20 protein-coding genes and 3 pseudogenes are annotated in these 18,102 nt (G+C 36.8%); 15 read left to right on the top strand and 8 right to left on the bottom strand.

The window, feature by feature from the left end:
- Positions 1-35: 35 nt before the first annotated feature.
- The 3 genes from OWR28_RS14260 to OWR28_RS14250 all read right to left on the bottom strand — a co-directional run bounded on the left by OWR28_RS14260 (position 36) and on the right by OWR28_RS14250 (position 2,423).
- The gene (locus tag OWR28_RS14260) at positions 36-284 is read right to left on the bottom strand and encodes a hypothetical protein (RefSeq protein ID WP_332387149.1); all 249 of its coding nucleotides are present in this window, start codon (positions 282-284) and stop codon (positions 36-38) included.
- Positions 285-498: 214 nt separating this feature from the next.
- A complete protein-coding gene (locus tag OWR28_RS14255) occupies positions 499-1,038 on the bottom strand; it encodes a two-component regulator propeller domain-containing protein (protein ID WP_332387148.1) in 540 nt (179 codons plus the stop codon).
- 737 nt (positions 1,039-1,775) lie between these two features.
- Positions 1,776-2,423 (bottom strand): DUF1349 domain-containing protein, encoded by a 648-nt coding sequence (locus OWR28_RS14250; protein ID WP_332387147.1) that lies wholly within the window; start codon positions 2,421-2,423, stop codon positions 1,776-1,778.
- A gap of 88 nt (positions 2,424-2,511) precedes the next feature.
- Here OWR28_RS14250 and OWR28_RS14245 point away from each other — a divergent pair, with 88 nt between their 5' ends.
- From OWR28_RS14245 to OWR28_RS14200, 10 genes and pseudogenes are all read left to right on the top strand, one after another.
- The gene (locus OWR28_RS14245; RefSeq protein ID WP_332387146.1) at positions 2,512-3,249 is read left to right on the top strand and encodes a LuxR C-terminal-related transcriptional regulator; all 738 of its coding nucleotides are present in this window, start codon (positions 2,512-2,514) and stop codon (positions 3,247-3,249) included.
- Between the two features lie 92 nt (positions 3,250-3,341).
- On the top strand, positions 3,342-3,698 hold the full coding sequence (locus tag OWR28_RS14240) for a helix-turn-helix domain-containing protein (protein WP_332387145.1): 357 nt from the start codon (positions 3,342-3,344) through the stop codon (positions 3,696-3,698).
- Between the two features lie 428 nt (positions 3,699-4,126).
- Entirely contained in the window at positions 4,127-4,516 is a 390-nt protein-coding gene (locus tag OWR28_RS14235; protein WP_332387144.1) for a hypothetical protein, read from the top strand.
- On the top strand, positions 4,477-5,382 hold the full coding sequence (locus OWR28_RS14230) for an aminotransferase class I/II-fold pyridoxal phosphate-dependent enzyme (RefSeq protein ID WP_332387472.1): 906 nt from the start codon (positions 4,477-4,479) through the stop codon (positions 5,380-5,382). The genes OWR28_RS14235 and OWR28_RS14230 overlap by 40 nt, the downstream gene beginning before the upstream one ends.
- Positions 5,383-5,387: 5 nt before the next feature.
- Positions 5,388-6,017, top strand: coding sequence for a TetR/AcrR family transcriptional regulator (locus tag OWR28_RS14225; RefSeq protein ID WP_332387143.1), 630 nt, complete (start codon positions 5,388-5,390; stop codon positions 6,015-6,017).
- 99 nt (positions 6,018-6,116) lie between these two features.
- A pseudogene (gene dnaX / locus OWR28_RS14220) lies at positions 6,117-7,197 on the top strand (DNA polymerase III subunit gamma/tau).
- Between the two features lie 32 nt (positions 7,198-7,229).
- Positions 7,230-7,772 (top strand): DUF8439 domain-containing protein, encoded by a 543-nt coding sequence (locus OWR28_RS14215; RefSeq protein ID WP_332387142.1) that lies wholly within the window; start codon positions 7,230-7,232, stop codon positions 7,770-7,772.
- A 438-nt stretch (positions 7,773-8,210) separates the two neighbouring features.
- Positions 8,211-9,293 (top strand): chorismate mutase, encoded by a 1,083-nt coding sequence (locus OWR28_RS14210; RefSeq protein ID WP_332387141.1) that lies wholly within the window; start codon positions 8,211-8,213, stop codon positions 9,291-9,293.
- 143 nt (positions 9,294-9,436) lie between these two features.
- The gene (gene rsgA, locus OWR28_RS14205) at positions 9,437-10,363 is read left to right on the top strand and encodes a ribosome small subunit-dependent GTPase A (RefSeq protein ID WP_332387140.1); all 927 of its coding nucleotides are present in this window, start codon (positions 9,437-9,439) and stop codon (positions 10,361-10,363) included.
- Between the two features lie 580 nt (positions 10,364-10,943).
- A pseudogene (locus OWR28_RS14200) lies at positions 10,944-11,359 on the top strand (nucleoside-diphosphate kinase).
- 71 nt (positions 11,360-11,430) lie between these two features.
- Here the strand turns inward: OWR28_RS14200 and OWR28_RS14195 are convergent.
- The 3 genes from OWR28_RS14195 to OWR28_RS14185 are packed head-to-tail and all read right to left on the bottom strand — an operon-like array spanning position 11,431 to position 13,177.
- Positions 11,431-11,784 carry a hypothetical protein gene (locus OWR28_RS14195; protein ID WP_332387139.1) on the bottom strand — a complete coding sequence of 118 codons (354 nt, stop codon included), beginning with the start codon at positions 11,782-11,784 and terminating at the stop codon, positions 11,431-11,433.
- Entirely contained in the window at positions 11,766-12,722 is a 957-nt protein-coding gene (locus OWR28_RS14190) for an alpha-L-fucosidase (RefSeq protein ID WP_332387471.1), read from the bottom strand. The genes OWR28_RS14195 and OWR28_RS14190 overlap by 19 nt, the downstream gene beginning before the upstream one ends.
- Positions 12,605-13,177, bottom strand: a complete 573-nt coding sequence (locus tag OWR28_RS14185) for an alpha-L-fucosidase (RefSeq protein ID WP_332387138.1) — start codon at positions 13,175-13,177, stop codon at positions 12,605-12,607. Before OWR28_RS14185 ends, OWR28_RS14190 begins: the two co-directional genes overlap by 118 nt.
- Positions 13,178-13,425: 248 nt before the next feature.
- On the opposite strand from OWR28_RS14185, the gene chrA reads away from it, so the two are divergent.
- From chrA to chrI, 4 genes are read left to right on the top strand one after another with little or no spacing between them, the layout of a single operon-like run.
- Positions 13,426-13,647, top strand: a complete 222-nt coding sequence (chrA, locus tag OWR28_RS14180; RefSeq protein ID WP_332387137.1) for an MNIO class RiPP chryseobasin precursor ChrA — start codon at positions 13,426-13,428, stop codon at positions 13,645-13,647.
- 15 nt (positions 13,648-13,662) lie between these two features.
- The gene (locus tag OWR28_RS14175) at positions 13,663-14,325 is read left to right on the top strand and encodes a multinuclear nonheme iron-dependent oxidase (RefSeq protein WP_332387136.1); all 663 of its coding nucleotides are present in this window, start codon (positions 13,663-13,665) and stop codon (positions 14,323-14,325) included.
- Positions 14,322-14,744 (top strand): hypothetical protein, encoded by a 423-nt coding sequence (locus OWR28_RS14170; protein WP_332387135.1) that lies wholly within the window; start codon positions 14,322-14,324, stop codon positions 14,742-14,744. The genes OWR28_RS14175 and OWR28_RS14170 overlap by 4 nt, the downstream gene beginning before the upstream one ends.
- A gap of 36 nt (positions 14,745-14,780) precedes the next feature.
- Complete coding sequence (gene chrI, locus OWR28_RS14165; RefSeq protein WP_332387134.1) at positions 14,781-15,266, top strand: chryseobasin maturation helper ChrI; 486 nt, start codon at positions 14,781-14,783, stop codon at positions 15,264-15,266.
- A gap of 218 nt (positions 15,267-15,484) precedes the next feature.
- On the opposite strand, the pseudogene rpe reads toward chrI, so the two are convergent.
- Together rpe and chrP are read right to left on the bottom strand one after the other, a co-directional pair.
- Positions 15,485-16,134, bottom strand: a pseudogene (gene rpe / locus OWR28_RS14160) (ribulose-phosphate 3-epimerase).
- Positions 16,135-16,255: 121 nt separating this feature from the next.
- Positions 16,256-17,329, bottom strand: a complete 1,074-nt coding sequence (gene chrP, locus OWR28_RS14155) for a chryseobasin maturation metalloprotease ChrP (RefSeq protein ID WP_332387133.1) — start codon at positions 17,327-17,329, stop codon at positions 16,256-16,258.
- A 124-nt stretch (positions 17,330-17,453) separates the two neighbouring features.
- Here chrP and OWR28_RS14150 point away from each other — a divergent pair, with 124 nt between their 5' ends.
- Entirely contained in the window at positions 17,454-18,083 is a 630-nt protein-coding gene (locus OWR28_RS14150) for a DUF4294 domain-containing protein (RefSeq protein ID WP_494168455.1), read from the top strand.
- The last annotated feature ends 19 nt before the right edge of the window (positions 18,084-18,102 follow it).

Raw genomic sequence — 18,102 nt, 5'->3', positions numbered from 1 at the left:
CAGGTAATTGTCATTGTACCCGAAAAGATGCTTGTTTACAATGCCGTTTCTCCCGAATTCTGTACCGTCTTCACTAATGATCGTATTCTTACTGAAAGGGAGGGAGGTATAATAAACATTATTGGAAAAATCAGCTTCTTTTTTGAAATATAAAAATTGGAAAGCTTAACGATATTCAGTCCGTTATTGAGCGTTCCAAGATATAATTTATTGAAATCCTTGTCATAGAACATAGCACAGTAAGGATGGTTTCCGATTTCCTCATATTTTACAAGAAATTTCAAACGAAGACCACTGGGAGAACCTTCTACGATATAAATAGTATTGTGGTTGATAATGAAAGTCTGATCCGTGATCTGCTGCCAGTAAACTTTGGTATCCGGATGATTAAAAAGCGTAGGTTGGGAAGAAACGGAAAGATGACCTTTGCAGATAGAGTAGGTTTTTCTTTTTTCAGATCATTGATAAAAAGTGTATCATTAAAAACAAAAGTATTGTTCAGATCTTTATTGGTAAAGGGAAGTCCGATTTTTGTTTCTTTTTTCCTTCCTTATAGATAATGGCATTTTCTGTAAAATGATAAACAGAATTCTTAAGCCGGATAAAATATTGCACATCATTATAGAAATCCGATGTAATGATGTTGTTCGCAATACGGTGTATAATGCTTCCCCCTTTGGAGTAGATTATTTTATCATCTTTGGTAATGTTTGCAAGCTTCGGGAATCTGTTTTTAATGATGATCTTATTCTCCTGAAAATTATTAAGAACCGTTATACTGTCAAGAAGCGGATCTCCGATAAATTCACCGAAATGCAGGTTATTTACCCTGAAATTATTAAAAGTAATAAACGAACTTCCATCATACCGTACCAGTCCGTTTTCTGTGGAGATCCAGATAAAGCCATATTTATCCTTGACGATGGCCTTTGCACTGCTTTGCGGAAGCCCATTATCTATGTTGTACCACGAAGAAGTGTGGCGCTGTCCGGAAATGTTTAAATATATGCAAGCAAAAATAAATGCCCAGATTCTCATATATGTGCAAGACTTATCTTTATCTGCTGCTAATGCAATAGATGGTTAATAATAATATTTGTATAAGTCAAAGTCTTTTTAAAGGGCAGGAACGATTGAGAATAAATTTTTATCATTGAAGTTTTCTGGTCTTTTGTGTTTTATATTTTTTGATCGTGTAAAAATAGTGAAATTATGGAGATAAATCAGCATCTTACCTCCTGTTTTCTGTAAGTTATATGGTGGTTTGCCGTTAACATGGTACTCAGAATTTTCCAAAAAATTATGATATATCAATAATAAGTGATAAATTTATGACAGATTCATTTTAAAATCCTTCAGTAAATCATAGTGGTGTACCGGGCTTTGGATTTATTTTAGAATTTATAAATGACAAATATTGATGTGTCTGTATATTTTTTACAGATTTATTAATAACGGCTTAAGCTTTTTTTAATTGTTATTTGTAGTAATAATTTGACAAAAATCTGAGGTTAATTCTACATGACATCTTTGCCAGGGCTCATGGATATTCATATTTTTGCAAAATATTCTCATAACGACTAAAGAAGCTTTATTGTCAAAATAATGATTCTAAGAACACAAACGGTTTTTATCTCAAAAACACAAGAGGCTGTACTGATAAACAGCCTCTTTTTGTTTCTAACCCTCACGGAATGACATTTTACAATAAAAAACCTCCCGGAAATGATGGGAGGTAAATAAAATTGATTGTATATTGAAGTATAATTCAATCGTTATTGATGTTTTTCAAGCCATTGCAGCCTGCGCTGATCCGGAAGATGCTTTACTTTAAAGTTTTCAAAGGTGGCATTGAATCCTTCTCCGTCAGGACATGCTGCCATTAATCCGACCATCACAGGAGTATTATCCTGAAGAGGAGCATTGCGCATCATGATATAGTTCTTGTCATCAAAAGAATAGAAAATCTCAACAGCATCCAGCCTTCTTACCGCTTTTATCCATACTGCAGGAGGTGTTTTCTCCAGTGTAATGACACTCCAGTCACTTTTGTTGTGGGTTACTACCGTGCTTAGATTATATTTTCCATCTACAAACTCTACTCCGGCTTTGATATAATGCTCCTTATCTGTTCTCAGCATAAGCCCCATCTGGTCAAATCTGGCTTTATAGCTCCCGGTTATTTTTACTTTTGCTTCAAATTCGCCGCCATAAGTTGTATAATAAAAAGGAGCGTCATCTACAGTAAATCCATAATGTGAAACCCTCCAATAATCACTTTGAGGGGTTACGAACATCGAAAGACTGTTGTTTTTTATTTCCCATTTTTCAGGCTCGTTAAACCAGGTCATTTTCTCCAGGGTCTGGGCGCAAAACTTTTGAGTAAGGAATAAGGTGCAAAAACCTAAAATCAATTTCTTCATTCTCTTTGAAATAAGTTCTAAACGTAATTATTATTTTAGCAAAAGTATTATTAAACAACATTTTCGTCAATACTGATAAATAACCATTATGGAAATCCGTGAACAGCTTAGCGATAAATTACTTGATAGCACTTCAAAAAAGTGCCTGCTTGATATAGAAATCTATAAGCAGAGGGCTCTGGCATATTCGCAGATGGAAGGTGCAATAGGTGTACTGAGTGATATGCAGGCGAATAAAAGTTATATTTATAAGTCTGAAGCGGCAGCAGAACTTGGCCTCAGTACAGATGAAAATCCTGCAGAAATTGAAACCATCTGGGAAGAAGAAATGCTGAAAAAGATACATCCGGATGACCGCCTGAAAAAATATATCCACGAACTCCGTTTTTTCAAATTACTTGATACGATGGAAATGAAGGAACGTACAGCGTACAGTGTGCTTTCAAAAATCAGGATGAAAGATAAAAATGAAAAGTACAGATGGGTGAATCACCGTATGTTTTATATTTATTCACCTGACAACGGAAGGCTGAGGCTGGCATTATGCCTCTATAATATGGCCCTGACTTCATCCAATGCCCCTGATTTTATGATTGTGAATATGATAAAAGGAGAAGTGGTTGTAAAAGATAAGCTTGACTATAAAAGTATTCTGAGCCCGAGAGAGCTGGAGGTCTTGAAGTTTGTAGGTGAAGGATGTGCCAGCAAAGAAATTGCAGATCTGCTGTCTATAAGCGTCAATACTGTAAGCCGCCACCGCCAGAATATTCTGGAAAAGTTAAAAGTAAAAAATTCTACGCAGGCTTTTAAAGATAGTTTTTATTAAACGTTGAGTTTAAATATCCGAAAAGTTCACCATGCTGTTTTGCATCTAATGATTAATTTTATAATTTGAATACAGATTAAGAAGAACCCTGAATGATGAAAAGAAGTGAAGAGATCACCCGTCAGTATTTTACCTTTTTAGACAAGCATATCCGGGATGTTATCTCCGGGGCTGTTCCGGAATTTATGGAATTGAATGAAATTGCCGGAGAGCTTGCGGTGTCCCATAAACATCTTACCGATACTGTTAAAAAGGAAACCGGGCAGCATCCCTGCTTTTTTTATGATGAAAAAATTATTGAACAGGCCAAATATATGCTCGTTACTACCCGTAAATCTGTAGCAGAAATTGCCCGTATTTTTACGTATGACCCTTCCAACTTTTCAAAGTTTTTCAAAAAAATGACCGGTCATACACCTGGGGAATTCAGAAAATCCAATAAATCTTAATCCGTCTGTTTTATTTCTTTAAAATTGCTTTAGAAGGGAATTTACGGCAAATTCTGTCTCTAGGTAGGGATTTAATCATGCTGTAATGACGGTTTAAAGATAATTTAGTGAATTATATTGTTAAAATTACCGGAAAATAATCTTTTATAAATGAGGTGGTTGTAAAAAATAATCGCATTTTTTTATTATTTATCTATTAATATTTCTTTATTGTTTACTTTTTTATTAAATTTAGGTAAGAAAAAACTAATTAATTCAATAAAGAAAAATGTTAAAAAGAGACAGAGGTATACAATTGAGTTTGGTTTCCAGAGCATAAGAATAAATTATTGTGTCTTTAATAATATTTAATCTTAGTAAGGGAGCTTAAGCCCTTTAAATAGTTATATATTTGTTTTTTTTAAACCACACAACAAACAAGATTAAGGATGAGCATCAACTTCACAACAGCAACTATTAAAGACTTTGAGAATATACCAGACAATGACATGGCTCAAAGGGCTGAAATTTTTTATGAATATTTAGACTATGTAAAGTCTAACGGGCACATGAACTACAGACTGAAGAATACTTCAGGAACCAATGCAGTACTGAATGTAAATATTGCAGACCGCAACAGAGAATTCGTTAGTTTCGTATCAAGTGATTATTTGGGATTTACACAACACCCAAAAGTAAAGCAAGCAGCTATTGAAGGAATAGAAAAATATGGTACAGGTACAGGAGCAACTCCTCTTATCGGTGGATATTTTGATTACCATAACGCTTTAGAAAAAAGATTTCAGGTTTTTTTAAACGTACAGAAGACGAAGCTGTAGTATTTACTACAGGATATACTGCTAACAGTGCTACTTTACAATGTTTAATGCAGAAAGAGGATCTTGCTATTTTAGATATGGCGGTACATGCCAGCGTGCACGAAGGATGTGCTTTTACCAATAAAAAAACATTTCCGCACAATAATCTCGAATCTTTGGAACACATTTTGAAGGTATCTGAAAATCTGTACCGTACGAAACTCGTTGTAGTGGATGGAGTGTATTCCCAGGATGGAGATACTTCCCGCATTAATGAGATCTATAATCTTGTAAAAAAGTACAATGCCTTTCTGATGGTGGACGACGTACATGGTGTCGGCATCCTCGGAGAAACAGGGAGAGGAACTTTGGAACAGGCTGGATTACTGGATAAGGTAGATATCATTACAGGTACATTCAGTAAGACCTTTGGTAATCTGGGCGGTTATGTTATTGCAGATAAAAAACTTTCCGCATTCATCAGATTCCATTCCCGTCAGCAGATCTTCTCAGCTACAGCTCCGCCATCATCCGCAGGAATCGTTAAAGCCATTGATTTAATTGATGAAGAACCTATCTGGAGAGAAAAACTCTGGAATAATATCAACTATTTCAAAAAAGGACTTGATGATTTAGGATTAGATACCGGGGTAACCTGCTCCGCCATTATTCCCGTAAAAATTGGAGACCCTTATGTAACAGGGGAAGCCGGAAAACTACTAATAGAAAAAGGAATCTATACCAACCCGATTCTTTATCCGGCTGTACCAAGAAAAGATGCGCGTATCAGGATGAGTGTGACTGCAAGACATGAAAAAGAACATCTCGACAAAACGCTTAATGCGTTTGATGATATTAATAAAAAATTGCATATTGCGAAAAAATAATAATTATGCCTAGAAAAGTAGTGCAGGGCCCCATTAGGGACAAAGAAAAAACAAAACAGAAACTGCTTGCTGCAGTTGGTAAAATTTTAAGAGTAAAAGGATATTCCGGATTAAAAGTAAGCAAAATCGCTGCCGTTGCCGGATTTGATAAAAAACTGATCTATGAGTACTTCGGAAGTACTGATAAACTGATCGATGAGTATATCAAATCTCAGGATTACTGGAGCCAGGTCAACCAGGACGTTGATATGGACTTTTCTGACGGCGGACATGAGCTTACCAAAATGGTGGTGCTTAATCAGTTCGAAAACCTGAAGAAAAATAAGGAACTTCAGAAAATTATTCTTTGGGAACTTTCTGAAAGCAAGCCTATCCTTAAAAAACTGGTTGATCAGCGTGAAGAAGTAGGAGAGGTTTTATTTGGAAACATTTCAGATCCTTACTTCGGAGAAGGTGTGGCAACAAGGCACAGGGCAATTATGGCTCTTATTGTTTCCGGGGCTTATTATCTCAACCTTTATACAGGATACAACGCAAGTAAGTTCTGCGGGATTGACCTGAAAACTGAAGAAGGCAGAAAAGAGATTGAAGGCGCTATCGTTGAGCTGATCGACTTTGCTTACAGCAAAAAGTAGGAATTAAAAGTTTTCCGATTTAGGCAGAAATATGATTTTTGTTGATAATTTGAAAACTTTTAATTTTCAAATTAAAACTATATTTCTTACTTTTGGCCAATGGAAAATTTTATAGTATCTGCAAGAAAATATCGTCCTCAGGAGTTTGATACGGTTGTAGGACAATCCCATATTACGGATACTTTAGAACATGCAATTGAAGAAAGCCAATTAGCTCAGGCATTGCTTTTTGCGGTCCTCGTGGTGTGGGTAAAACTACTTGTGCCAGGATTCTGGCAAGAAAGATCAATGAGAAAGATGGCTCGGTTTCAGAAGACGGCTTTGCGTATAATATCTACGAGCTGGATGCAGCATCCAATAACTCTGTAGATGATATCAGGGAACTGATAGATCAGGTACGTTTTGCACCTCAGGTTGGTAAATACAAAGTATATATCATAGATGAGGTTCATATGCTGTCTTCTGCCGCTTTCAATGCTTTCCTGAAAACACTGGAAGAGCCGCCTGCCCATGCTATATTTATTTTAGCAACCACGGAGAAGCATAAGATTATTCCTACCATTTTGTCACGTTGTCAGATCTATGACTTCAAGAGAATTGTCATTGAAGACATCCAGAATCATCTGAGAAATATTGCCGAGAAAGAAAATATCCGGTACGAAGATGATGCATTGTATCTGATTGCTCAGAAAGCCGATGGAGCCTTAAGAGATGCACTTTCCATTTTCGACAGGCTGTCTACTTTCTCCCAGAAAAACATTACGCTGGCCAAAGCTGCCGAAGTGCTGAATATTCTGGATTACGATCAGTATCTCAATATTGTGGATCTTGCCAAGGAAAATAAAATTCCGGAAGTCCTTTCTGCATTCAATGAAATTGTAAAAAAGGTTTTGATCCTCATATTTTTATTGCCGGATTAGGAAATCATTTCAGAGACCTGATGATGGCACAGAATGCTTCAACGATGGAACTCATAGAAGTAGGAGAGAAGACCAAAGCCAAATTTGTAGAACAGGGACAGAAATGGGCCGCCCAGCAGCTGATTGATGGTATTGAGATCTGCAACCACGCGGACATCAATTATAAAAATTCCAAAAACCCAAGACTTACGGTTGAAATTGCATTAATGCAGCTGGCTTCACTGACAGCTAATTTAGGCGATACTAAAAAAAGTTCCTGATACTGGCTCCGTTTCTCAGTGAGAAACAGGAAGTGAAAATTCCGGAAAAATCTCCGGAGAAGATAGAAGTTAAAGCAGAGCAGCAGCCTGCAGCTTCCCAGACAGTTCAGGCAGTTTCAGTAGCCAAAACAACCAAGCCGTTATCAAGGCCGGGAATCTCTTCCGGTTTCAGCATCAATTCCTTTTTGAATAAAGAAGATAAAGTGGAAGCTGCAGAAGATACAGTTGTGAGAACTGAAAATCTTCCTCAAAACCATTTTACAGATACAGATCTGCAGACAGAATGGAAAATTATGCTTAAGCAGCTCCAGGTTAAAAATAATTTTGTGTTCAATGCGGTGAAAACCTTTAAGCTGGAAAAAGCTGAAGAGCATAAAATCAAAGTTTTATTCCCTTCAGATTCTGCCAAAGTAGAATTTGACAAAATAAGTGGAGAATTTTTTAATCATTTTAAAAGAAAAGTTCAGAACCATAGCATCGAGGTAGAATACGTCAGAGACGTTGAAAATCTGAAGATTGAGGTGGTGACGAAGAGGAAAATGTTTGAAAAGTTTATCGAAAAAATCCACTTTTGAAAGATCTTGATGATTTAATGAAGTTTGATTTGACATAATTTTTATATATTTGTCAAATATTTCTGTCGAAAATACGTTTTTGACAAAAATACATTACAACCAGAAACGCTAAAACAAGACATTTCCAGAATAAAATGGAAAAACTGACTAACACATATCTGTCTTTTTTTGCACCCGCTAATTACTTTTTTAGCGGCTATTTTAGTTTTTCTGCTTCTTATTATAGAAATTTCAGAACCTATTACCGATTTTATTGGTACTGTTAACTGAATTTCTTTCCAAAAAATACAGGAGAAGTAGAGCCCTATTATTTTCCTGATTCCTTTAAACAATTTTGAACGGCATTTTTTGAAAAGAATTATAAATTAAATTTTATAATCCAAAGGGCTATTGCTGTCAACGAAAAAAGTATATAAAAAAACAATAAAATTTAGAATAATGAATTTAAATGATTTAAAAAATGAGTGGATCGATGGGCTTACACAGCCTTTAATGATTGCGGGACCTTGTAGTGCGGAAAGTGAAGCTCAGATGCTTGAAACTGCCAGGAGAATTAAAGAATCCAATGCTAATGTTTCGGTTTTCCGTGCAGGAATCTGGAAACCCCGTACTAAACCGAACGGTTTTGAAGGAGTAGGGGTTATAGGCTTGAACTGGCTGAAAAAAGTAAAAGAAGAATACGGTTTTAAAACAGCTACTGAGGTAGCTAATGCACACCACGTATTTGCAGCTCTGGAGGCAGATGTGGATGTTCTTTGGATCGGGGCACGCTCTACAGTGAATCCGTTTACAGTACAGGAACTTGCGATGGCTTTAAGGGGAACTGATAAGCCGGTATTCGTGAAAAACCCTGTTAATCCGGATCTTGCTTTATGGATCGGAGCGTTGGAAAGACTATTAGGACAGGATATTAAAAACCTGGGGGTGATCCACAGAGGATTTTCAACCTACCAGAAAACAAAATACAGAAACAACCCGAACTGGCAGATTGCCCTTGATTTCAAGAGCCAGTTTCCGAATATACCCATGCTGATTGACCCGTCACACATCTGCGGAAACAGAACAGGTCTTGCTGATATTACGCAGGAGGCACTTAACGTAGGATACCAGGGAGCAATCATTGAATCACACTGCAATCCTGATGAAGCATGGAGTGATGCTTCTCAGCAGATTACCCCGGAGGTTCTTGCAGATCTTATTGGTAATTTAAAGGTGAGAAGCTCTAATCTTGCAGGTTTTGAAGGAGAAATGGGCAGACACAGAACTTTAATTTCGGATCTTGACTTCCAGTTAATTGAGCTTCTTTCCCAAAGGATGAAAATTTCTGAAAAAATCGGTAAGCTTAAAAAGGAAAACGATATTGCGATCTTCCAGCCTGAACGTTGGAAAGTAATTACAGAATACGCTACACAAAAAGCCAAAGAAACAGGAATGTCTCAGGAGTTTATTGAAAAAGTATTCAAAGCAATCCACGAGGAGTCTATTGAAGTTCAGAATAATATTATGATCGATAAAAGATAATAGAATTAAAACTTGTACCGGAATTTCGGTCTCAATATAATTTAGGGCTTAGGCATCAGTATTTAGGGAATTGAAACATGTGTTTTTAAACCTATTTCCTGAATTCTAAGCCCTAATTCCGTATATTTGCAGCAGTATTATCTATGAAAGGAAAAATCATTAAATCTACAGGCAGTTGGTACCAGGTTTTGGAATTGGAAACAAATAAAATTTTCGAGGCCAGAATCAGGGGAAAATTTAAACTGATAAAAACCAGACTTACCAATCCGCTTGCTGTAGGAGATTTTGTTGAGTTCCAACTGGAACAGGATGATATTGCGTGGATTACGAAAATTGAGCCGCGTTCCAATTATCTGATCAGAAAATCAGTCAACCTTTCAAAAGAAGCTCATATTATTGCTTCCAATATTGACCTGGCATGCTTTATCTTTACGCTGAAGCATCCTGAGACCTCACTAGGATTTCTGGACAGGTTTCTGGCGTGCTGTGAAGCCTACAATATTACCCCGCTTATTCTTTTTAATAAAATCGATGTTTTACACGAAGAAGAAATTGAAATTGTAAAAGACATTGAATTCTTATACCAGGAAATTGGTTATGACACCCTTGAAATTTCCTCCTATTCTAAATTGAATCTGAATCAGCTTCAGGAAATTCTGAAAGATAAAACTTCAGTATTCTTCGGGCATTCAGGGTGTGGAAAATCTACTCTGGTAAATGCTTTGCAGCCTGGGCTGAATTTAAAGACATCGGAAATTTCAGACACCCACCTGAAAGGAAAACATACAACAACTTTTGCGCAAATGCACTTCTGGGATTTTGGAGGAAATGTCATTGATACTCCCGGTGTTCGTGAATTTGCGATGATCGATATTGAAAAAGAAGAAGTACAGCATTACTTCCCTGAGATTTTCAAAAAGAGAGAAGAGTGTAAATTTCACAACTGCCTTCACGTAAATGAACCGAAATGTGCCGTTATCGAAGCGCTTGAAACCGGTGAAATCCAACATTCCCGCTATGCAACCTACATTAAGCTGATGGACGAGGCTGAAGAAGCTTCCCAAAAGTAAACTGTGCTATTTATTTGTCAAATACAGATGAATCCGGACGGATCTGTAACATTTTATCTGACACCAGATAAAATATTGTTCTAATAAATTACTTCTTTAAAGATTAAATTTAGATACATAGAAGCATTTGTTTTTTTATGAATTATTTTTTTTGAATTTTAATGAAAAAATCTGTTTTTGAATAATTCCACTTTTTGATCTACCTTTCTCATAAATAACTCCAATTTTGTCACATTTTGACTGAGCTTGAAAAATGATACTAAGGGTAATTTTGGCTATTGCAATAATAGCAAAAAAAATGATAAAATTATTTTATATGACTTTTTATGTGGTTGAAAATTATGGAATTAGTAAAAAAATGTGGTATTTTTTTTGAAATAAAAAACCCAGCCGAAGTGGGTAAAAACTAATAACCATGAAAACTCAAATTAAACATGAGAATCGCAATAGAATAAACAATTACTGTGCCAAAGTTTACTTTGTAATTTCTTAATAAAAGTTATTTTTATGTTAAAAAAAAATTAAAATAAAAATCAAAGATATTTTTTGTAATTTTGCGCCATTAAAAAAATATACATTTATGTCTAACATTACATTCACTATGATTAAGCCTGATGCTGTTGCTGACGGACATATCGGTGCTATATTGGGTAAGATTGCTGAAGGAGGTTTTAAAATCAAAGCTTTGAAATTGACTCAGCTTACAGTTGCTGATGCAAAAAAATTCTATGAAGTACACGCTGAGAGACCATTTTATGGAGAATTAGTAGAATTCATGAGCTCTGGTCCTATCGTAGCTGCAGTTTTAGAAAAAGACAATGCAGTTGAAGACTTCAGAACATTAATCGGTTCTACTAACCCTGCAGAAGCTGCAGAAGGTACAATCAGAAAAATGTTTGCAAGAAGCATCGGAGAAAATGCTGTTCACGGTTCAGATTCTGACGAGAATGCATTAATCGAAGCTCAATTCCATTTTCAGGAAGAGAGATTTTCTAAGAAAATCATCTTATACAATAAAGAAATCCGGGGAATGTTCTCCGGATTTTTTGTTTTGCTATTGCGAAGGCTTAAAGATTATTTTCAATAGCTCCTACATTTTCTCTGTACAGCTCAAGAGGCTTATCAAGCAAAACTGCAATGACCGTCATCTGTTTATCCAGTCTCTCTTTAGGAATATCAATGTAAATGATTCCCGGTCTGTCACTCCAGTAAAGTTTATTGTAAATGGTATGGGTAAGCATGCTGCCTTCCCCTGCGATTCTTATTCTGGCAATGTTGTTTTTTATTCCCTTCAGTGCAATTGGTCCTGTTGGAATTCCTTCCACAAAAGATAAAGTGTCTGTTTGTCTTTTGATAAAGCACTCATTCCGGGAAATGACCTTCCGGCAGCCCTTTTCCTGTTTCAAATAAAGCCTCTGCATGTTTGCTTATCCATTGCAGCGTTTCCGGATTTGTTGCAGGTTTTTTTGATTTTCATATCGAGGCCATCATTGGTTAATCCTGCATTTGTGAACAGATTATTACCATTATATAAGGCATTGGCTACATCATAAACGGCTTCCCGGGTATTTTTGTTTTCCAGCATTTCAGCAAGAGGATGTTCTTTCTTTTTAAAATCTTTCAGAAATACAGGAGGAGTGTCAAAAATAAGTTCTGCCACTGTGACATCTTTGTCAAATTTTACATCGGAGAAGTTCAGTGTCAGAGTTTTTTCAGTATTATAATCCGCTTTAACAACAGCGGATGGTTCTCCGATGATTTTTACTGAATGAGGTTTTGTTGCCAGCCCATAGATCTTTGTAAAGTTTTTGGCTTCTTCAAGATACAGGAATAAAGATTTTTTGGAGACCGACAAAGAAGATTTCCCTTTGTAGTTTTCAAAAGGAATTCCACGGGTTGTTTCGTAAATGGCATGCTGATTTTTTGAGGTCCATCGTCCCAGGTTTTTAAGAATCTCAACCTGTTCCTCCGGAATGCTGCCGTCTGATCTGGGGCCGATATCAAGAAGGAGATTTCCTCCCATACTGATTACATCTGCCAGCGTTCTGACAATCATATTAGGGGTTTTATAACTTTTGTCAAAGGGTTGGTATCCCCAGGAATCATTCATGGTATAGCAGAGTTCCCAATATGGATTCTGAGGGGGAACTACCGGGACACCTTGTTCCGGAGTATCATAATCTCCGTGATTGTTGAGTCTGGAATTGATAATGATATTGGAATTGTATTTCCTCAGTAAATCTAAAGTCTGAGAAGCCTGCCATTCCTCAGAAGTATGCTCCCAGTCCCCATCGAACCAAAGAAGATCCGGAGCGTACTGAGAAGAAAGTTCATTAAGCTGGCTCTGATAATAGCTGATAAAATGCTGCCACCGTGCAGGATCATTTTGATTTCATAACGCTTTTTTGTCCGGGTATTGATATCATAATAAGGATGGCTCCAATCCGGTAAGGAGAAATAAAGTCCTGTTTTTAATCCTGAATTTTTCAGTGCAGTAACAAAAGGGCTCAAAACATCCTTTTGGGCCAATGAGTTCTGAGGAATGCTTGTCGCTTTTTCTGCTTTTGAATTCCACAATGAAACTCCGTCATGATGTTTTGTTGTTATCACCGCATATTTTGCACCGGATTCTTTAATGAGATTTACCCATTGTTCCGGCTGATATTTTGAAGCTGAAAAACCATTCAGCTGTTTCATATAATTTTCGTGATTAATGTAATTATTGAAGAATGACCAGGATTCGGAGATTCCGTTGACGGAGTAAATTCCCCAATGAATAAAGATACCCAGCTTGGCATTTTTAAACCATTCCATTTTTTGCTGTTGCCGGCTGTTTGTTCCTGTGCATCAATAGTACCCGCAGATAATATCAGGCCAAGGAAAACAGCTTTAATCAGACTGCTTTTCATATATAGATTAATTTTAACATTAAATATAAATAAAGAAAACCTTACAGGATAAAATAGTTTTAATATTGAGTAATAATTGTTATCAAACTGTTTCTTTTTATTGTATTTTAGAAATGGAACGTTTATTGTAAAATTTACCTGAAAAAAGCAATTATGAAAATTCCGGCAATATTAATGGCAAGTTTGCTAGCGGTAGGAGTCTCTGCACAGACTACCAAACCTGTAACTAAAACGAAAAAGCCTGTCAAAAAAGTAAAGATAGCTGCTGCTTCGGATACGGTTGAAAAGAAAAAACCGGGAAGTCCTAAACCGGCCGTAAAAAAAGATACACTTGTACTTCATGGATATGGCTGCCCGGCCTGCGGGATGGGATAGGAGATGAGAAAGCCAATGCTGGGAGTATCGATGATGGCAGAAGCAGACTTTGTTTCCGCTGTTTTGCCATTGCTTCAGAATAATTCCATGGATGTGCTGGAATGGTCTTTTGATACCCTTTATCAACCGTATGAACCGGATTGGCTTCGTGATCTGTTAAACTTTTATGCAGAGAATGGGCGTTTGATTGGTCATGGTGTTTATTATTCTTTGTTTGATGCAAGATGGACAGAAAGACAGGATGAATGGCTGAAAAAGCTTAAAGAAGAAGTCAGGCTCCGGAAATACAGCCATATTACGGAACATTTTGGTTTCATGAATACGGAAAATTTTCATCAGGGGGTACCATTACCGGTGTCTTTGCATCCAAAGACTTTACAAATAGGAAAAGACAGGCTTTACAGGCTTCAGGAAGCAGTGGATATTCCCGTAGGGGTAGAAAATCTGGCATTTTCTTTTTCCATAGATGATGTTAAGGAGCAGGGAGTGTTTCTTGATCGGCTTACAGAAGATACAAATGGCTTTCTGATTCTTGATCTCCATAATATTTATTGTCAATCCTGTAATTTCGGGGTAGGAATGAAAGAGATTATTGGTTTGTATCCTTTGCATAAGGTAAAAGAGATTCATCTTTCCGGAGGAAGCTGGCAGGAGAGTGCTTATGGAAAAAGCAGGTGAGGAGAGATACTCATGATGATGCCGTTCCTCAGGATATTCTTTCTGTTTTGCCCTCTGTAATGGAGCAATGCCAACATCTGGAATATATTATTATTGAAAGACTGGGGCATACTGTAAAAACAGAAGAAGAAAAAGCTTCTTTCCTGACTGATTTTAATACTGTCAGAACAATTATTGAGATATCCGATATGAAATGGGAAGAAAGGAACTGGAGGAAAAAAGAAATAACTCTTCCGGAAAAACCTTTGGAAGATTTGATACTATATGAAGAACAGTCGGTGCTTACTAAGCTTCTTTTTGAAAATGCTGATGTCTCAGTTATTAAAAATCATAACTTTCATTATTTCAAAACAGAAAACTGGGACCCTGAAATGATTCTTACAGCTCAGAATATCATTAAAAAATGGAATCCTTATTAAATCCTATTCTGATAACCAAAATCAAATTATATGAAAATGACAACATTAGTATTGATCATTACCGCTGTTCTCACTGCTTTGATAGGAGGACTTTTTTATGCTTATTCATGTTCGGTTGTCCTTGGGCTGGGAAAGCTCTCTGATCCGGAATACCTGAAAGCTATGCAGAACATCAACCGGGAAATCCTTAATCCTGTCTTCTTTATGAGCTTTATGGGTACTGTAGTTCTTCTTCCATTGTCTGCATTTTTATTCCGTGGGCAGCAACCTGTCTTTATTTTTCTCCTTTTAGCTACACTGGCTTACCTGATTGGAGTTTTTGGGGTGACGGTTGCCGGGAATGTTCCGATGAATGATGCGCTGGATAAGTTCGATATTTCAGGTTCCACTACGGAAGCGCTCAGGCAGATGCGGGAAAATTTTGAAAACAGATGGAATTTCCTGAATAATATAAGAACTGTTTTTTCTGTCATTTCAATCATTTTTGTGGTCTGTGCCTGTGTCTGGAATAAGGAAGTATAAAAAATTATAAATGGAATCAGGTAAAAATACATAAGCATCAGATTCAGTATTTCTACGGATGTGTACATGTGGTTTTATTCAGATCTTTGTCTTGTTAGTAAGACAGTTTTAAACATTTTCAACAAGTTGAAAAAAAGATTATAACCAAGACGACTTAAGTTTCCAAACAAGAGAAAAGGCAGCCAACGGCTGCCTTTTGTATATGATAAAAGATAATCTTAAATCTTTAAAAGTTCGATTGTTCTTTCAGGGCTTTCATCTGAGAAAACAGCATTTCCTGCAACAAGAACATCGGCGCCGGCTTCAAATAATTTGGAAGCGTTGTCGAGATTTACCCCTCCGTCTACTTCAATAAGTGCTGTAGAATTGTTGCTTAAGATCAGGTCTTTGGTTTCGGCAATCTTTTTATAGGTATTTTCGATGAATTTCTGACCTCCAAATCCCGGGTTTACGCTCATTAATAATACAAGATCAACATCTGCAATAATATCTTCAAGCATTAGCACCGGAGTGGAAGGGTTTAAAACAACACCGGCTTTTGCTCCTTTATTCTGAATATGATGAATGGTTCTGTGAAGATGGGTGCATGCCTCATAATGTACAGAAACAAGGTCTGCACCAAGATTGATGAATTCATCAACATATTTTTCAGGTTCCACGATCATCAGGTGAACATCTACAAATTTTTTAGCATGCTGCTGAACGGTTTTCATTACCGGAAAACCAAATGAAATGTTGGGTACAAATCTGCCGTCCATTACATCAACGTGGATCCAGTCGGCCTGAGAATTATTCAGCATTTCAATGTCTTTTGCAGGTTCCCGAAGTCTGCAGATAAAAGGGATGGAGCAATAAGCTTCGTTTTCATTTTTACTTTTATACTTTTTATTTAGATATAAGATATTAGATCTCAGATTTCAGATCTTTAAAGAGCAGAAATATGCAGTCATTTGAGTCTGGTGTCTGTTGTCTTATATCTGAAATCTCAATTAATGATATTTCAGTTTCATTTCCGGTTTGATCTTAAGGACCGTTTCGTAGATAAGTTTAATAACATTAGCTACATCTTCCTTAGACACCATTTCTACCGTAGTATGCATATAACGCAAAGGTAAGGAAATTAACGCACTTGGTACTCCGCCGTTCGAATGGGCAAAAGCATCTGTATCAGTTCCTGTAGCCCTGCTGGCTGCAGCCCTCTGGAAAGGAATTTTTTTAGCCTTTGCAGTATCAATAATCAGTTCCCTGATGGTGTGATGAACACTTGGAGCGAAGAATACTACCGGACCTGCACCGCATTTCTGATCACCTTCTTTCTTCTTTTCAATCATCGGGGTTGTCGTATCATGGGTGACGTCTGTTACAATGGCAATATTCGGTTTGATGGTATCTGCAATCATATCTGCTCCGTATAAGCCTACTTCTTCCTGTACGGAATTAGTGATGTAAAGCCCGAAAGGAATTGATTTCTTATTTTCTTTTAAAAGTCTGGCCACTTCAGCAATCATAAAACCACCGATTCTGTTGTCCAGAGCTCTGCACACAAAATACCGGTCGTTCATTTCAAAGAACTCATCAGGATAAGTGATCATGCATCCTACAAAGATTCCCATTTCTTCCACTTCCTTTTTGGAAGTAGCACCACAGTCTATAAAAATATTTTCGATCTTTGGAGTCGGCTCATTCTGGTTTGTTCTTGTGTGAATGGCAGGCCATCCGAATACTCCTTTTACAATTCCGTTTTCTCCGTGAATATGTACCACTTTGGAGGGAGCAATAGTCTGGTCAGAGCCTCCGTTCCTGATGACATAAATTAATCCATCCTCAGTAATATAATTAACGTACCATGAGATTTCATCGGCATGTGCTTCAATCACTACTTTAAATTCGGCTTCCGGATTGATAATTCCATAGCAGGTTCCATAATGGTCTACTTCTATCTTATCTACATACGGTCTGATGTAATCCATCCAGACTTCCTGTCCTTTATGTTCGTAACCTGTTGGTGATGAAGTATTTAGGTATTTTTCTAAAAATTTTAAAGATTTCTTTTCAAATTTCATAAAAAGGAATGATTTTTGCGTTCAATTTTTGTTCTTATAAGTGTAAAATAATGAATTTTAGTAAGATTATCTGCCTTTTTATTCTCTTTTTGGAGTCAGTGTTTTCGGTCAGAAAGATGGTATTGTGGCAAAACCTCTCAGTCAGTACCCGCCTGAATCCCTGAAAGTGGACGAATTTGGGAATAAGTATTATTATGACGAACAGCAGAAGATCAAGGTTTATGAAATCAATGGTGAGCCTGTCGTCGTTTTAGATGAATTGGTATTGGTGAATAAGCCACGATTTAACAATCAGCTGGATAAGAATTACTATTACTTCCTGAATAAAAAGCTCTATAGAGTATATCCGTTATTTGTTACCGCATTGCAGCAGTACAGGGATATTCAGAAAGATATGAATGATATGGATAGTAAAGCCAAAAGAAAGTTTGTAAGAGAGAGACAGAATATACTGGCTGACCAATATGAAAAGCAACTGAGAGATCTTACTACTACCGAAGGACAGGTTTTTGCAAAGCTGATGAACAGGGCTACCGGCAAAAATGTATTTGAGATTATCAAAGAGCTGAGGGGAGGATGGAGTGCTTTCTGGTGGAATGTGAAAGGAAAAATGGCTGATATTGATCTGAAAGAGCGCTATGATCCTCATACCAACAGAAGTGATGAATTTATAGAATCACTGCTGCAATCCAACTGGAACTCAGGGTATTTACAGCCTTATCCGGGAGCAAGCGATTTTAAAGTAAAGAAATAATATACATTCCTGTAAGGTT

The sequence above is a fragment of the Chryseobacterium sp. 1B4 genome (assembly GCF_036631475.1).
GTDB lineage: Bacteria > Bacteroidota > Bacteroidia > Flavobacteriales > Weeksellaceae > Chryseobacterium.
The sequence above is the reverse complement of the archived record's forward strand: the minus strand, read 5'-3'. Positions and strand labels throughout refer to the sequence as shown.

Excerpts from the sequence above, each read along its gene's own strand:
- rsgA (WP_332387140.1), top strand. The coding sequence starts at position 9,437 with ATGAAAGGAAAAATCATTAAATCTACAGGCAGTTGGTACCAGGTTTTG.
- OWR28_RS14255 (WP_332387148.1), bottom strand. The coding sequence starts at position 1,038 with ATGAGAATCTGGGCATTTATTTTTGCTTGCATATATTTAAACATTTCC.
- chrI (WP_332387134.1), top strand. The coding sequence starts at position 14,781 with ATGACAACATTAGTATTGATCATTACCGCTGTTCTCACTGCTTTGATA.
- chrA (WP_332387137.1), top strand. The coding sequence starts at position 13,426 with ATGAAAATTCCGGCAATATTAATGGCAAGTTTGCTAGCGGTAGGAGTC.
- OWR28_RS14235 (WP_332387144.1), top strand. The coding sequence starts at position 4,127 with ATGAGCATCAACTTCACAACAGCAACTATTAAAGACTTTGAGAATATA.
- OWR28_RS14195 (WP_332387139.1), bottom strand. The coding sequence starts at position 11,784 with ATGCAGAGGCTTTATTTGAAACAGGAAAAGGGCTGCCGGAAGGTCATT.
- OWR28_RS14175 (WP_332387136.1), top strand. The coding sequence starts at position 13,663 with ATGCTGGGAGTATCGATGATGGCAGAAGCAGACTTTGTTTCCGCTGTT.
- OWR28_RS14225 (WP_332387143.1), top strand. The coding sequence starts at position 5,388 with ATGCCTAGAAAAGTAGTGCAGGGCCCCATTAGGGACAAAGAAAAAACA.
- OWR28_RS14245 (WP_332387146.1), top strand. The coding sequence starts at position 2,512 with ATGGAAATCCGTGAACAGCTTAGCGATAAATTACTTGATAGCACTTCA.
- OWR28_RS14250 (WP_332387147.1), bottom strand. The coding sequence starts at position 2,423 with ATGAAGAAATTGATTTTAGGTTTTTGCACCTTATTCCTTACTCAAAAG.
- chrP (WP_332387133.1), bottom strand. The coding sequence starts at position 17,329 with ATGAAATTTGAAAAGAAATCTTTAAAATTTTTAGAAAAATACCTAAAT.
- OWR28_RS14240 (WP_332387145.1), top strand. The coding sequence starts at position 3,342 with ATGATGAAAAGAAGTGAAGAGATCACCCGTCAGTATTTTACCTTTTTA.
- OWR28_RS14185 (WP_332387138.1), bottom strand. The coding sequence starts at position 13,177 with ATGGAATGGTTTAAAAATGCCAAGCTGGGTATCTTTATTCATTGGGGA.
- OWR28_RS14210 (WP_332387141.1), top strand. The coding sequence starts at position 8,211 with ATGAATTTAAATGATTTAAAAAATGAGTGGATCGATGGGCTTACACAG.